Consider the following 14,253-nt stretch of genomic DNA (forward strand, 5'->3'; position numbering starts at 1 on the left):
TCAGCGGGCGAGGGGCGGGCGGCCGTCCCCGTACAGCCAGGCGTCCCACAGGGGCCCGAGGTCTCGGTCGCCGGCCCGCGCCTGCGCGTAGGCGATGAACTCCTCGGTGGAGGCGTTGCCGTGGCGGTGCTCCGCCGCCCAGCCGCGCACGATCGCGAAGAACACGCGGTCGCCCACCTCCTGGCGCAGCCGGTGCAGCACCATCGCGGAGCGCTCGTACACCGGCGGGGCGAACAGGTCCTCGCGGCCGGGCGGTTCGGCGGGCGGGAACGCCCAGTTCGCCTCGTCCTCGTAGGCCGAGGTGAAGCTCTCGGCGACCGGCGTCCGGCCGGAGTCGTCCAGCCACAGCCACTCCGCGTAGGTGGCGAAGCCCTCGCTCAGCCAGAGGTCGCGCCAGGACTCGGGCGTGACGGAGTTGCCGAACCACTGGTGGGCGAACTCGTGGACCACGGTCTCCTCGTCGAAGGCGTCCAGCGGGAAGACGGGCCGGGTCTGCGTCTCCAGCGCGTAACCCACCCGACCGGCCGGGACGACGACCGCGCCCGCCGAGGAGAACGGATACGGGCCGAAGCGTGCCGCGCACCACTCCACGAACTCCGGGATCCTGCGCAGCAGTCCCGCCGCCTTCCCGGCCGAGGACGGGTCGACCGCCGTGACCACCGGCAGACCGGAGGCGGTGCGGGAGGTGGTGACCCGCAGGTCGCCGATGGCGAGGGTGGCGAGATAGCTCGCCATCGGCTCCGCCGAGCGCCAGACCGTGGTGGTCCGCCCGTCGCGGGTGCGCCCGGCGGTCCGCTCGCCGCCCGCGACGGCGTCGGTGCCCTCGGGCACGGTGACCGTGATCTCGTAGACGGCCTTGTCGGAGGGGTGGTGGTTGCCGGGGAACCAGGCCGCGGAGCCGGTGGGCTGGCCCAGGGCGACCGCGCCCCTGCCGGGCAGGGGCAGCCAGCCCTCGCGGGAGCCGTCGGCGCCGGTGACGGTGGCCGGGACACCGGAGTAGCGGACGACGGTCCGGAAGCGGGCGCCCTCGTCGATGTCCCGGCGGGGGCGGACGGTCAGTTCGTCGCCGGCCCGGTTGGCGGCGGCGGGCCGCCCGTCCACCGTGACCTCGCGCACGGTCAGCCCGTGCAGGTCCAGATGGAAGGCGCTGAGGTCCTGGGTGGCCCTGGCGGTGACCTCGGCGGTGCCGTCGAGCCGGCCGGTGGCGGGGTCGTAGCCGAGGGTCAGGTCGTACCGCTGGACGTCGTACCCGCCGTTGCCCTGCTTCGGGAAGTACGGGTCACGCAGCCCGGCCGCCCCCGGCTCACCGCGCACGCCCGTCGCGACCGGTGTGCACGCCGCACCCAGCAGCACCGTCAGGACGACGAGGCCGGAGGCGAGGGGACGGAAGGGGGCACGCGGTTCCACACCAGGATCCTAGGCCGCGGGTGCGCCGCGCTCCGGCGGGCGGGGCGGGCCGCGGCCCGGCCGGGGAAACGCGGTCCGGGCGCGGCCGGGCCGGCACCGCCGCGCCCGGGCCGCGGGGCGGGTGGGGCCGGGGCCCCGAGGGGGCCGGCCTCACCGCACGGCCCGGGGGCGCGCCGCCGCATGACACCATCCCCGTGTGCTCGACATCGGCTACTCCCTCTCCCGGCGCTTCCCCGACCCCCCGCAGACCGACTACCGGCGCGCGGACGTCCACGCGCTGCGCCACGACCTCTTCTGCGGCGACGTCTACCTCGCGGACACCAAGGCCGACCGCGAGGTGTCCACAGCCTGGGGATGGGTGCCCGTGCTCGACTTCGCCTGGGCCCTCTGCGACACCGTCGAGCGGCTCGACCGCGACCCGCTCGGCAGCCGCGCCGCCAAACCGCAGTACGCCGAGATCGACTTCACCGAGTCCGCCGACCGGATGCTCTTCGAGCGCCGCTTCGGCTGGGTCGACGTGGAGGCCGACTGGATGCCGGGCGACGAGCGGCCGCTGACCTTCGCCCACACCGAACTGCGCCGCGAGGCAAGGGACTTCCTGCACGACCTGGTCGCCGACCTGTGCGACATGCACGAGTCCCTCGCCGACAACCCGGCGGTCTGGGACCTCCAGGCCCGCTTCCCCCGCACGCCCTGACCGCCTCGCACGCCCTGACCTCCGGCCGCCCCGGCCGGGAGTTCCCCCGCACGCCCTGACCCCCGGCCGCCCGTGCCGGAAAATCCCCCGGCCCCGAGCCCCGCCCCGCCGCACCCTCAGGCGCCGCCGTCCACCACCCGCACCCCGATCTGCGCCGCGAACGCCGGGGCCAGGTCGAAGAGCTGCCCGGAGTCGATCACCGCGCCCGTGAGCCGCTCCACCCCGCGCGCGATGCCGAGCTCCGCCGCACCGCGCAGGTCGACGTCCTTCATCACCACGGCGGTGAAGTCCACCCGCCGCAGCACGCAGTTCGGGAACGCCACCCGCTCCAGTCCCGCCCCCGCGAAGTCGGCCTCGGCGAGCACGCACCCGTCGAAGACCACGTCCGTCAGCTTCGCCTCCCGAAGATTCAGATAGTCGATCTTGCCTCCCCTCACCACCACGCCCGTCAGGGCCGAACCGTGGGCCTGCACCCCGCCGAGGCGGGCCTCCCTGATCTCCACGTCCCGCAGCGAGGCCCCCGCCAGGTCCGTGCCCACCCCGCGCACCCCGTCCAGCACGCTGTCCACGAACCGGGCGCCGGCCAGCCCCGTCCCCTCCAGCGCGCAGTCGATGAAGCGCGCCCCCGCGCCCTGCTGCCCGCCGAGGTCGAGCCCGGCGAACTCCACCCCGTCGTAGTCCCCGTCCGGCTCCAGGCCGGTTCCCGCGAAGGGAGCCAGCGGTGGCAGCCGCACCTCGGTCACCCGCGCGACCGCCACGGTGGGCGCCGCCTTCCCACGCGTCCTCGCCATGCCCTCCATCGTGACGCACGCCACTGACAACTCCCCGGCCGCGATGTCACAACCGCGCACCCGCCACCCGTCGTATCCGTGACGGCGGTTCGCACGCGCGGCCCGCCGCACCCGCCGCACCCGGCACGACGCACAACGCGCAGCACGCATCACGCAGCACACAGCACACACCGCACAGCGACAACACCACGCCACAGCACGTCACGGCACCTCAGGGAGAGAGCGGACATGCAGAAGATCACGGTCGTCGGCGGCGGCTTCGCCGGACTCACCGCGGCCATCAGCGCCGCCGAGTCCGGCGCCCGGGTCACCCTCCACGAAGCGCACCACACCCTCGGCGGACGGGCCCGCACCGCCGACGGCCCCTACCGCACCAACGACGGCCCGCACGCCCTCTACCGCAGCGGCCCGCACTGGAGCTGGCTCAGCGGGCGCGGCCTGCTGCCCCGCGGCTCCGTGGCCTCCGTACCGGCACGCGAGCTGGTCCGCTTCCGCTTCCGCCGCGGCGGCGCCCTCCGCGTCGCCCCGCCGCGCGGACTGCTCGGCCTGGCCCGCCGCCCGGCCGCCGAGGCGCCCGTGGACAGCGACTACCTGAGCTGGGCCACCGGCGTCGCCGGGGAGACGGCGGCGCGGGCGGCCGCGCACTTCATCGGGGTGGCCCTGTTCCACCACGACCCCGGCTCGCTCTCCGCCCGCTTCGTACAGGAGCGCCTGCGCAGGGTGACCGCGCTGCCCCCGCAGGCCCGCTACCCGGTCGGCGGCTGGGGCACCCTCGTCGACCGGATGGCCGACCGGGCCCGGGAACTCGGCGTCCGCGTCGAGACCACCGCCCGGGTCGACGCGCTGCCCGCGGACCACGGCCCGGTCGTGGTCGCGACCTCCCTGGACGCGGCCCGCTCGCTCCTCGGCGACGACACCCTGCGCTGGACGAGCGGCCGCACCACCCTCGTCGACCTCGCCCTGCGCACCCGCACGGGGGACCCGTTCATCGTCTCCGACCTCGACGCCCCCGGCTGGGTCGAACGTTTCAGCGCGCAGGACCGCACCCTGGCCCCCGCCGGGCAGTCCCTCCTCCAGTGCCATGTCCCGGTCGCCCCCGAAGAGCCGAAGACCGAGGGCGTCGCACGCGCCGACGCCCTCCTCGACCTCGGCTTCCCCGGCTGGCGCGACCGCACCGAGTGGCGCCGCAACGCCCTCTCCCAGGGCCGCACCGGCGCCGTCGACCTCCCCGGCACCACCTGGCGCGACCGGCCCGCGATCGACCGGGGCGACGGGGTCTACCTGGTCGGCGACCAGGTCGCCGCGCCCGGACTGCTCAGCGAGGTGTCCTTCACCTCGGCGCTGGAGGCGGTGTCCCTCGCGCTGCGCGCCGGCCCGCGCCGGGCCCGCCGCGCCCTCGGCACCGCTTGACCTCAAGCAGACTTGAGGTCGGAGAGTGGGCTCCCGGCCGACCACATCCGCAGCGCCCGCCCGGAGCGCACCTCCGGACGGGGCGTCCGGACCGCACCCAGGGAGCCCGCCTCATGCACGCCGTACGCCTGCACACCTTCGGTCCCGCCGAGAACCTCGTCCACGAGACCGTGCCGGACCCCGTCCCCGGCCCCGGCCAGGTGCGCGTCGCCGTCGCCGCGGCCGGGGTCCATCTCCTGGACGCGGCCCTCCGCGAGGGGATCCAGGGCCCCTACCCGACCCCCGTCGAACTGCCCACGATCCCCGGACGCGAGATCGCGGGCACGGTCGACGCCCTCGGCGAAGGGGTCGACCCGGCCTGGCTCGGCACGTCCGTCGTCGCCCACATCGGCATGAACCCCGGCGGTTACGCGGAACTCGCCGTCACCGGGGCCGACCGCCTGCACGCGATCCCGGACGACCTCGACCCGGCGGGCGCCGTCGCCATGATCGGCACCGGCCGCACCGCCCTCGGCATCCTCCAGTTCACCGACCTCGGCCCGGCCGACACCGTCCTCGTCCCGGCGGCCGCCGGCGGCATCGGCACCCTGGTCGTCCAGTACGCGAAGAACGCCGGGGCGCGCGTCGTCGGGCTGGCCGGCGGGCCCGCGAAGACCGCGCGCGTCCGCGCGAACGGCGCGGACCTGGCCGTCGACTACACCCGCCCCGACTGGCCCGACCGGGTCCGCGAGCACCTCGGCGACCGCCGGGCCACCGTGCTCTACGACTCCGTCGGGGGCGAGGTCGCCCGGGAGGCGGCGGGCTTCCTCGGCAAGGGCGGGCGGATCGTCGTCTTCGGCTGGTCCAGCCAGGGCTTCGAGGACGCCCCGCCCGTCTTCACCGAGGCGGAGCTCGCCGCCCGGGGTATCACCTCCGAGAGCGTCCTCGGCCCGGCCATGCTGGAGCGGGCCGGCGGCCTGCGCGCCCTGGAGACCCGCGCGCTCGCCGAGGCGGCGGCCGGCCGGCTGCGCCCCGCCGTGACCCGCTTCGCGCTGCACCGGGCGGCCGAGGCGCACCGCGCGCTCCAGAGCCGGGGGACGGTCGGCAAGGTCGTCCTCGTCCCGGACCCGGCCGGTTCCCCGGGCAGGTGACGGCGGAGTCCCCGGGCAGGTGAGAAGGGGCGCGCCCGGAACGGGGCCCGAACGCGCCCGAACCGGACCAGGGGCTCACTCCGCCGCGGTGCGCACCGGGTCCACCGTGCCGAGCCGGGCCAGGGCCTCGTCCGTCAGCCGGTACACCGTCCACTCGTCCTGCGGCCGTGCCCCCAGGGACTCGTAGAACGCGATGGACGGCGCGTTCCAGTTCAGCACCGCCCACTCCAGCCGCTCGTACCCGCGCTCGGCGCAGATCCGCGCCAGCTCCGCGAGCAGCGCCCGGCCGTGGCCGCCGCCGCGCAGGTGCGGGCGCACATACAGGTCCTCCAGGTAGATGCCGTGCACACCGCGCCAGGTCGAGAAGTTGAGGAACCACAGCGCGAACCCGGCCACCTGCCCGTCGTCCGTCTCCGCGATGTGCGCGAAGGCGGCCGGGTGCTCGCCGAACAGCGCCTCGCGCAACTGCTCCTCGGTGGCCCGCACTTCCTGGAGGGCCTTCTCGTAGTCCGCGAGTTCGCGGACCATCTCGTGGATCACGGGCACATCGGCGGGCGCTGCGGTACGAATCATGCGCCCAGCCTGCACCGGCGCCGCCTCGGCGCGCGAGGGGGGTCCACCCGGTGAACACCCGCACGTCGCGCCCGCGCGGGCGGAGCAGTAGATTCCCGCCACACGGCGACACCCACACAGAGCCGCCCCACACAGGCCGCCCCCACATGGGTCCGTGCCACACAGGTCCATCCCACACAGCGCGCGCAGGCGCACCACCGGCAGGGAAAGCAGCGATCCACATGAACACCGTCAACGGCGGCATATCGTTCTGGTACGCGCAGGACGGCGCCTCCGCACCCCGCGAACCCCTCCCCGGCGACACCACCGCCGACGTCTGCATCGTGGGCGGCGGCTACACGGGCCTGTGGACGGCCTACTACCTGAAGAAGGCCGTCCCCTTCCTCGACATCGCCGTCCTTGAGGCCCGGTTCTGCGGTTACGGCGCCTCCGGGCGCAACGGCGGCTGGCTCTACAACGGCATCGCAGGCCGGGACCGCTACGCCCGCGCCCACGGCCACGAGGCCGCAGTCCGCCTCCAGCAGGCCATGAACGACACCGTCGACGAGGTCGTCCGGACCGCCGCCGAGGAGGGCATCGAGGCGGACATCCACCGGGGCGGCGTCCTGGAGGTGGCGTACACCCCGGCCCAGCTCGCCCGTCTCAAGGACTTCCACAGTGTGGAGATCGCCTTCGGCGAGAAGGACCGCAGGCTGTTCGGTGCCCGCGAGACCGCCGAGCGGATACGCGTCAGCGGCGCGGTCGCGTCGAGCTGGACCCCGCACGGCGCCCGGCTGCACCCGGTGAAGCTCCTCAAGGGGCTCGCCGCAGCCGTCGAGGCGCTGGGCGTGACGATCCACGAGTCCACCCCGGTGACGGAGATCCGCCCCAAGCACGCGGTCACCCCGTACGGCACGGTCCGCGCGCCCTATGTCCTGCGCTGCACCGAGGGCTTCACCGCCTCCCTCAAGGGGCAGCACCGGACCTGGCTGCCGATGAACTCCTCGATGATCGCCACCGAGCCGCTGCCCGCCGAGGTCTGGGACGAGATCGGCTGGGCCGGCCGGGAGGCCCTCGGCGACATGGCGCACGCCTACATGTACGCCCAGCGGACCGCCGACGACCGCATCGCCATCGGCGGCCGGGGCGTCCCGTACCGCTTCGGCTCGCGCACCGACAACGACGGCCGCACCCAGCCGGCCACAGTCGACGCCCTGCGCGACATCCTGGTCCGCTTCTTCCCCCGGCTCGCCGGGGTCCGGATCGACCACGCCTGGTCGGGCGTCCTCGGCGTGCCCCGCGACTGGTGCGCCACCGTCACCCTGGACCGCTCCACGGGCCTGGGCTGGGCGGGCGGCTACGTCGGCTCCGGCGTCGCCACGGCCAATCTCGCGGCCCGCACCCTGCGCGATCTGATCCAGCAGGACTCCGGCCAGTCGGGCCCGACCGATCTGACCGCCCTCCCGTGGGTCGGCCACAAGGTCCGCACATGGGAGCCGGAACCCCTGCGCTGGCTCGGCGTCCACGCCCTCTACGCGGCCTACCGCCGCGCCGACCACCGCGAGGCGACGACCCACACGGCGACCACCCCGCGCCTGGCGGCCCTGGCGGACCGGATCTCGGGCCGCCACTGACCCGGGCCGCTCCCCCCGCCGGGCCCCGCCCGCCGGGGCTTGGGCCGGGGGTACCGGCTCGCGCCGGGCGCGGGCCCATGCCGAGATCAACCCGCCCGAACGCCGCCCCATCCGACGCACCCCTCCCCGGTCCACCCGAAACACCCCACACCCCCGTGAAGGCACAAGTCTCCTGGATCAAGGGGCTTTTGGGCACCTGCTTGCGCGAATGCCGGGGCCACCGGGCTGAGGGCCCGTCCCGGCGCACGGTCCCGGAAACGCCGGGGACCCCCGGCCGTGAACGGCGGGGGGTCCCGTGCTGTGGAGCCTCCTGTCGGAATCGAACCGACGACCTCAAGATTACAAGTCAAGCGCTCTGGCCAACTGAGCTAAGGAGGCAGCGAGAGCAGTGTAACCAACGCCGCCGACGCCCCGGCCGGGAATTCCGCCCGCCGTCGGCTGCTGACAGATCCGCGTTCGCCAGGTAGCGTCACCGCAGGTCCACCCCTGTGGACTACACCACTCCCTTACTCGGATCGTCCGGCACGTTCCTGCCGGTGAAGGAGACGCATCAGCATGGCCACTGTCACGTTCGACAAGGCGACCCGGGTCTACCCGGGCTCCGAGAAGCCCGCCGTCGACCAGCTCGAGATCGAGATCGAGGACGGCGAGTTCCTCGTTCTCGTCGGCCCCTCCGGCTGCGGCAAGTCCACCTCCCTGCGCATGCTCGCGGGCCTGGAGGACGTCAACGGCGGCGCCATCCGCATCGGAGAGCGCGACGTCACGCACCTGCCGCCCAAGGACCGGGACATCGCCATGGTGTTCCAGAACTACGCGCTCTACCCGCACATGAGCGTCGCCGACAACATGGGCTTCGCGCTCAAGATCGCCGGTGTCAACAAGGCCGAGATCCGCAAGAAGGTCGAAGAGGCCGCGAAGATCCTCGACCTCACCGAGTACCTCGACCGCAAGCCGAAGGCCCTCTCCGGCGGTCAGCGCCAGCGTGTGGCCATGGGCCGCGCCATCGTCCGCGAGCCGCAGGTCTTCCTCATGGACGAGCCGCTGTCGAACCTCGACGCCAAGCTCCGCGTCTCCACCCGTACCCAGATCGCGTCCCTCCAGCGCCGCCTGGGCATCACCACCGTCTACGTCACCCACGACCAGGTCGAGGCCATGACGATGGGCGACCGCGTGGCGGTCCTCAAGGACGGTCTGCTCCAGCAGGTCGACTCGCCGCGCAACATGTACGACCGCCCGGCCAACCTCTTCGTCGCCGGCTTCATCGGCTCCCCCGCCATGAACCTGGTCGAGGTCCCGATCACCGACGGCGGCGTGAAGTTCGGCAACAGCGTCGTCCCGGTCTCCCGCGAGGCCCTGACCGCCGCCGCCGACCGCGGTGACCGGACCGTCACCGTCGGCGTCCGCCCGGAACACTTCGACGTGGTCGAGCACGGCGCCGCCACCGGCTCCTCCCTCTCCAAGGAGGCCCCGGCCGGTCTCGCCGTCGCGGTGAACGTGATCGAGGAACTCGGCGCCGACGGCTATGTGTACGGCTCCGCCGACGTCGGCGGGGAGCACAAGGACCTCGTGGTGCGCGTCGGCGGCCGCAGCGTGCCGAACAAGGGCAGCGAGCTGCACGTCGTCCCGCGCCCGGGCGAGCTGCACGTCTTCTCGACGTCGACGGGCGAGCGCCTCAGCGACTGACGCGCCCCCTGCGCGGCCCGGGTGGCCAACTCCCGGCCCCCGTCGGCGCGTTCCGGGCCCGTACCGCACCCCGCGGTACGGGCCCGGCCCGTTTCCACGCCCCGGCCCCCACCACCCGGACCGCCCTCGCGGCAGTACACATACCCGAGAAACCAGGGCACTTCATACCAGCACGTCAACACACGATTCGAAAGCGGGACGCGAACCGTCCCCCACGCGAGTGACTGAATGTCGCCAAACCATCACCGGCCGCTACGCTCGCTGCCGTGACCCACACAGCCCGCCGAATCGGCCGCACCCTCGCCCTCGTTCTGCCCGTCGTCCTGGTGCTCTCCGGAACCCTCGCGGTCTCCACCGTCCCGTGGGCCGGGCAGAACTCCCAGTCGTCGCAGTTGCTCACCGCGTCGAACGCGACCTCCGAGAAGGCCGTCACCGACGCCATGCCCGCCGCGCCGCAGGACGTGCTGCGCGAGAAGCTGCTCACCACCCTGGACACCAAGGACCCCGGCGTGGCGCTCACCGAGCTGCAGCGCGCGGTCGAGGCCCGCCCGTCGCTCGCCGAGCACTGCTTCGGTCTCGCACGGACCCTCGGCCGCGCCGCCGTCGACAAGTACGGCCCGACGCGCGCCCAGCGCTTCTCCCGCCCCGTCTGCGACACCTCGTTCGCCACGGGCGTCTCCCAGCAGGCCATGGGGCACTGACCCCACGCGCCTCGCCCTCCCGGGCGGCCCACGGACCGGACCCGTCACCACGGGTCCGGTCCGTGTCGCGTCCGGGGCTGCACATATCGTTCACGGCATGCAAACGCCTACGCATCCCACGCAGGCCGTGGTCCTGGCGGGCGGCCAGGGCTCCCGGCTGCGCCCCTACACCGACGACCGCCCGAAGCCGATGGTCGAGATCCCGGGTACGGGGACGCCGATCATCGGGCACCAGCTCGCCTGGCTCGCGGCCGAGGGCGTGACCGACGCCGTCGTCTCCTGCGGCCACCTCGCGGAGGTGCTCCAGGAGTGGCTGGCCGGCGCGGACCTGCCGCTGCGGGTGACGACCGTCGTGGAGTCGGAGCCGCTGGGCCGCGGCGGCGGCCTCAAGTACGCGGCGGCCGGCCTGCCGCACCCGGACCGGCCCTGGTACGCGACGAACGGCGACATCTGGACCCGCTTCTCGCTGCGCGAGATGGCCGCGTTCCACGACGAGCGCGACGCGACGGCGACCCTGGCCCTGGCCCGGCCGCGCATCCCGTGGGGCGCGGTGGAGACGGACACCTTCGGCCACATCACGGACTTCATCGAGTCCCCGCCGTCCCCGTTCCTGATCAACGCGGGCGTGTACGTCTTCTCCGCCGCGTTCACCGCCCTCCTCCCGGACGTCGGCGACCACGAACGCACCACGTTCCCGCGCCTGGCGCGTGAAAAGCGCCTCGCGGGCTTCCCGCTGCCCCAGGGCGCCTACTGGCGCGCCATCGACACGGCGAAGGACCTCACGGAGGCGGCCAGGGAACTGTCCACGCAGGCCCGCTGAGGCGGGCCGCCCGCGTCCCGGCGTCGCAGGGAGGCCCGCCCGTGGCGGGGTCCGGGCTCACCCGGAGCCCGGGGGCCCTGGGCTTCGGGCCGCGTCCGCCCCCTGGGGGCGCAACTCCATCCTCGGGGAGCGGGGGCGGCCAGGGGCCGCCCGTCCCGGCGCCGAAGAGCCGCCCGCCCCCGCGGCAGGGCCCCGGCCCACCCGGAGCCCAGGACGTTCCCCGCGAGAACACCAGCCGCCCGCTCGCCCGTGCCGGATGCCGCCAGGGGCATCCGGCAGGCGGCCCCGGCATCCCCGAGCGACCCTGGTATCCCTGAGCGGCCCCACGGCCCGTCCCCGAACGCCCCGTGGCCGCAGAGGCGGCCACCGAGCCGTCGGTTGCCGGGCGGGCGAGGGGTGTTCCCCGGGGAACACCCCTCGCCCGCCCCGCACCACGCACGCGGAAGAGCGGTCGCCGGACCATGTCCGGCGACCGCCCTCACCACGGCACGCGCCCCTCCCGGGCGCCCGCCCCTCAGCCCAGCAGGCCGCCGATCACCTTGCCGCCGCCGCTGCCACCGCCGTTGCCGCCCGGTGCGGAGCCGTCGTCGCCGGCTCCGCCGCCCGAGGCGTCGCCGGACGGGGCGCTGGAGCCCGTGCCGCCGGAGCCGGTGCCGCTGTCGGCCGCGGGGCCGGAGCTGGTGGCGGGCGGCGGGGCCGGGCGGGAGCCGGTCGCCGGCTGCCCGCCGCCCGTGCCCTGCGTCTGGCTCGGCGCCCCGCTGCTCGCACCGGCCGTCTCGCGGACCGTCCCCTGCGCGGGCGACGAGGTGCGGGACTCGGGCGTCGCCGAACGCGTCGCGGCCGGCGTCGGCGTGTTCTTGCGCTGCGCCGGACCGCGGTCGGTGCCCGTCTCCTGCGGGAGCGGCGCCCCGGGGAGGTGGTTGGTCGGCGCCTGGCCCGGCCCCGGGACCGTGACCACCTGGGTGGAACGGACCGCTCCGCCGAGCATCGAGCCGATCAGCATGGTCAGACCGACGACGACACCCGCGAGCAGCCCGCCGCGGCGCAGCACCCGCCGCCGCAGGTCCCAGATGTCCGAGCGCGGCCCGAGGGTCCGCCACGCCTCGCCGGAGAGGCGCGCGTCGACCGAGTAGACCGGCGCACCCGCGATGATCAGCGGCGACCAGGCGGCCAGGAAGATGATGTCCGGCGCGTCGTAGACCGGGACCGTACGCCAGCTCACCGTGAGGATCAGTGCGGCGGAGAGCAGCACCCCGACCACCGCCGCTACCCGCTGCCACAGACCGAGCAGGGTCAGCACACCCACGATGACCTGGAGGAACGCCACGGTGAGGCCGGAGCCCACCGGGTGGGCCAGGGCGAAGTCCCGCATCGGCCCGGCGAGCGCCCACGGCTCCAGAGACTCCAGCCAGCGGACCATCGAGCCGCGCTCGCCGCCGTCGAAGTACACCGGGTCGCAGAGCTTGCCCATCCCCGCGTAGACCGAGATCAGGCCGAGCAGGATGCGCAGCGGCAGCAGCACGACACCGAGGTTCACCCGGCGGTCCGGGTAGTAGGCGTGGCGCGTGTGGTCTCCGCCGGCCCGGTGCGAGGGTCCCGACCGGCCCCGGTCGCCGGCGTCCAGCGGCGCCAGGTCGTACGCGCCGGTGTCCCGGCCCGCGCCTTCGCTTCCGTACGCCGGGGTGTCGTACGCCCCGACCGCCTGCCGCATCGGCGGCAGCAGCGGCTTGTCCCGGCGCAACCCGCCGGTGTCGGTGACGGCGGGGTGCAGCACGGTGTCGCCACCGAGGTCCACTCGCGGGATGACCTGCGTGGCGCCGGTGCTGTACGGGTCCTGCACGGACGGCGCCAGCGTGTCCGTCGTGGAGTTCCGTACGGCCTGGAGGAGGCCGGTCGCGCCCGAGTCCCCGGGTGCGGACCTGCCGCTCCAGACGACGGGCGCACGCCGCCGCGCGGATCTGCCCGCCGCTCCCGCCAGGCCCGCGGCGCCGGCCGCTCCGGCGCCGACGGAGGCGAGCCGCGCGTTGTCGGCCAGGCCACGCACAGGGCGGGGGCTCCGGGCGAGCTGGACCCGGAAGCTGGCGTGGTTGACGATGACCTGCGCCGGATCGCAGTGCACCTTGACCATGCTCAGCGCAGGCTGATCATCGAACCCGGACCGGGGTGTTCTGGTGTCCACACTCATCTAACCGAGTGATGTGTGTTTAGGGCACGGCCAGACCCGGCTCGATGTGTCCGAGACCCGTCAAGAGCGCCTCTTGTGCTTTTTTGACCGTACGGACCCAGAACCGGACCCGGAACCGGACCCGCTCGGACACCGCCCGGCCACGAAGCGGAACCGGCCCGGCCGCATCCGCTCCGGCCGTGCTCGAGCGCGGCGCCGGCGCAACCTCCCCTGCGGGCCCGCTCGGACGCGGCGCCGGGCCTCCACCTCCGCGGGACACTCAAGCGCGGCGCCGGGCCGCCTCGTAGAGCACCACGCCCGCCGCGACACCCGCGTTCAGCGACTCCGCGCCGCCCGGCATCGGGATGCGCACCAGGAAGTCGCAGGTCTCGCCAACCAGACGGGACAGGCCCTTGCCCTCACTGCCGACCACCACCACGACCGGACCGCCGAGGGCCTCCAGCTCGCCGACCTCGGTCTCCCCGTCGGCGGAGAGGCCGACCACCGTGAGACCGGCCTTCTGGTACGACTCCAGCGCCCGGGTCAGATTGGTGGCCCGGGCCACCGGTGTCCGCGCGGCCGTGCCGGCCGAGGTCTTCCACGCGCCCGCGGTCATCCCGGCCGCGCGCCGCTCGGGCACCACCACCCCGTGCCCGCCGAACGCCGACACGGAGCGGACCACCGCGCCCAGGTTGCGCGGGTCGGTGACGCCGTCGAGCGCGACGATCAGCGGGTCGTCGCCCTCGTCGAACGCGGCCGCCGCCAGGTCCTCGGGGTGCGCGTACTCGTACGGCGGGACCTGGAGGACCAGGCCCTGGTGGTTCAGCCCGTTGGTCATCCGGTCCAGTTCGGGGCGCGGCGCCTCCATGATGTTGATGGTGCCGCGGCCCGTGGCGAGCTGGAGGGCCTCACGGACCCGCTCGTCGTTGTCGATGAACTGCTGCACGTACAGGGTGGTGGCGGGCACGCCGTCGCGCAGCGCCTCGAAGACCGGGTTCCGGCCGACGACCATCTCGCTGGTGCCCTTGCCGCCCCGGCGGGCCACGGGCCGCCGCTGGGCCTGCTTGGCCTTGGCGTTGGCGATCCGGTTCTTGACGTGCCCCTTACGGGCGGAGGCCGGCGGGGTCGGCCCCTTGCCCTCCAGGCCGCGGCGCCGGTTGCCACCGCTGCCGACCTGCGCGCCCTTCTTGTTGGACGTGCGGCGGTTCCTGCGCTGGCTGTTTCCGGCCATGACCTCGACCTACCTGTTTCTGTGAAGCTCGCT

General features: G+C 74.6%; 12 protein-coding genes and 1 tRNA gene. 7 read left to right on the plus strand and 6 right to left on the minus strand.

What is annotated here, in order from left to right:
• Complete coding sequence (locus C593_RS0109815; protein ID WP_018847124.1) at positions 1 to 1,407, minus strand: M1 family metallopeptidase; 1,407 nt, start codon at positions 1,405 to 1,407, stop codon at positions 1 to 3.
• A 196-nt stretch (positions 1,408 to 1,603) separates the two neighbouring features.
• Here C593_RS0109815 and C593_RS0109820 point away from each other — a divergent pair, with 196 nt between their 5' ends.
• Positions 1,604 to 2,104 (plus strand): hypothetical protein, encoded by a 501-nt coding sequence (locus tag C593_RS0109820; protein ID WP_018847125.1) that lies wholly within the window; start codon positions 1,604 to 1,606, stop codon positions 2,102 to 2,104.
• 116 nt (positions 2,105 to 2,220) lie between these two features.
• Here C593_RS0109820 and C593_RS0109825 read toward each other — a convergent pair whose 3' ends face one another.
• Positions 2,221 to 2,895, minus strand: coding sequence for a pentapeptide repeat-containing protein (locus C593_RS0109825; RefSeq protein ID WP_037745356.1), 675 nt, complete (start codon positions 2,893 to 2,895; stop codon positions 2,221 to 2,223).
• A 228-nt stretch (positions 2,896 to 3,123) separates the two neighbouring features.
• Between C593_RS0109825 and C593_RS0109830 the strand changes: the two genes are divergently transcribed.
• Together C593_RS0109830 and C593_RS0109835 are read left to right on the plus strand one after the other, a co-directional pair.
• The gene (locus C593_RS0109830) at positions 3,124 to 4,305 is read left to right on the plus strand and encodes an NAD(P)-binding protein (protein ID WP_018847127.1); all 1,182 of its coding nucleotides are present in this window, start codon (positions 3,124 to 3,126) and stop codon (positions 4,303 to 4,305) included.
• A gap of 113 nt (positions 4,306 to 4,418) precedes the next feature.
• The gene (locus C593_RS0109835) at positions 4,419 to 5,435 is read left to right on the plus strand and encodes a zinc-binding dehydrogenase (protein ID WP_018847128.1); all 1,017 of its coding nucleotides are present in this window, start codon (positions 4,419 to 4,421) and stop codon (positions 5,433 to 5,435) included.
• Positions 5,436 to 5,510: 75 nt separating this feature from the next.
• Here the strand turns inward: C593_RS0109835 and C593_RS0109840 are convergent, their stop codons facing one another.
• On the minus strand, positions 5,511 to 6,008 hold the full coding sequence (locus C593_RS0109840; RefSeq protein ID WP_026277543.1) for a GNAT family N-acetyltransferase: 498 nt from the start codon (positions 6,006 to 6,008) through the stop codon (positions 5,511 to 5,513).
• 221 nt (positions 6,009 to 6,229) lie between these two features.
• Here C593_RS0109840 and C593_RS0109845 point away from each other — a divergent pair, with 221 nt between their 5' ends.
• On the plus strand, positions 6,230 to 7,621 hold the full coding sequence (locus tag C593_RS0109845) for an FAD-dependent oxidoreductase (protein ID WP_018847130.1): 1,392 nt from the start codon (positions 6,230 to 6,232) through the stop codon (positions 7,619 to 7,621).
• Positions 7,622 to 7,922: 301 nt separating this feature from the next.
• On the opposite strand, the gene C593_RS0109850 is transcribed toward C593_RS0109845, so the two are convergent.
• Positions 7,923 to 7,999: transfer RNA gene (locus tag C593_RS0109850), tRNA-Thr, on the minus strand.
• Positions 8,000 to 8,176: 177 nt separating this feature from the next.
• Here C593_RS0109850 and C593_RS0109855 point away from each other — a divergent pair.
• From C593_RS0109855 to C593_RS0109865, 3 genes are all read left to right on the plus strand, one after another.
• Entirely contained in the window at positions 8,177 to 9,304 is a 1,128-nt protein-coding gene (locus tag C593_RS0109855; protein ID WP_018847131.1) for a sn-glycerol-3-phosphate ABC transporter ATP-binding protein UgpC, read from the plus strand.
• Positions 9,305 to 9,570: 266 nt separating this feature from the next.
• Complete coding sequence (locus C593_RS0109860) at positions 9,571 to 10,005, plus strand: hypothetical protein (RefSeq protein ID WP_018847132.1); 435 nt, start codon at positions 9,571 to 9,573, stop codon at positions 10,003 to 10,005.
• A 97-nt stretch (positions 10,006 to 10,102) separates the two neighbouring features.
• Positions 10,103 to 10,825, plus strand: coding sequence for a nucleotidyltransferase family protein (locus C593_RS0109865; RefSeq protein ID WP_026277544.1), 723 nt, complete (start codon positions 10,103 to 10,105; stop codon positions 10,823 to 10,825).
• Between the two features lie 514 nt (positions 10,826 to 11,339).
• On the opposite strand, the gene C593_RS0109870 is transcribed toward C593_RS0109865, so the two are convergent.
• Both C593_RS0109870 and rlmB read right to left on the minus strand, forming a co-directional pair.
• Positions 11,340 to 13,010: a DoxX family membrane protein gene (locus tag C593_RS0109870; protein WP_106434597.1), complete on the minus strand. Its 1,671-nt coding sequence runs from the start codon at positions 13,008 to 13,010 to the stop codon at positions 11,340 to 11,342.
• A gap of 259 nt (positions 13,011 to 13,269) precedes the next feature.
• Positions 13,270 to 14,220: a 23S rRNA (guanosine(2251)-2'-O)-methyltransferase RlmB gene (gene rlmB, locus C593_RS0109875; RefSeq protein ID WP_018847135.1), complete on the minus strand. Its 951-nt coding sequence runs from the start codon at positions 14,218 to 14,220 to the stop codon at positions 13,270 to 13,272.
• Positions 14,221 to 14,253 lie beyond the last annotated feature (33 nt).

It is taken from the genome of Streptomyces sp. CNT372 (assembly GCF_000377145.1).

Excerpts from the sequence above, each read along its gene's own strand:
- C593_RS0109865 (WP_026277544.1), top strand. The coding sequence starts at position 10,103 with ATGCAAACGCCTACGCATCCCACGCAGGCCGTGGTCCTGGCGGGCGGC.
- C593_RS0109830 (WP_018847127.1), top strand. The coding sequence starts at position 3,124 with ATGCAGAAGATCACGGTCGTCGGCGGCGGCTTCGCCGGACTCACCGCG.
- C593_RS0109840 (WP_026277543.1), bottom strand. The coding sequence starts at position 6,008 with ATGATTCGTACCGCAGCGCCCGCCGATGTGCCCGTGATCCACGAGATG.
- C593_RS0109855 (WP_018847131.1), top strand. The coding sequence starts at position 8,177 with ATGGCCACTGTCACGTTCGACAAGGCGACCCGGGTCTACCCGGGCTCC.
- C593_RS0109870 (WP_106434597.1), bottom strand. The coding sequence starts at position 13,010 with ATGAGTGTGGACACCAGAACACCCCGGTCCGGGTTCGATGATCAGCCT.
- C593_RS0109845 (WP_018847130.1), top strand. The coding sequence starts at position 6,230 with ATGAACACCGTCAACGGCGGCATATCGTTCTGGTACGCGCAGGACGGC.
- rlmB (WP_018847135.1), bottom strand. The coding sequence starts at position 14,220 with ATGGCCGGAAACAGCCAGCGCAGGAACCGCCGCACGTCCAACAAGAAG.
- C593_RS0109825 (WP_037745356.1), bottom strand. The coding sequence starts at position 2,895 with ATGGCGAGGACGCGTGGGAAGGCGGCGCCCACCGTGGCGGTCGCGCGG.
- C593_RS0109835 (WP_018847128.1), top strand. The coding sequence starts at position 4,419 with ATGCACGCCGTACGCCTGCACACCTTCGGTCCCGCCGAGAACCTCGTC.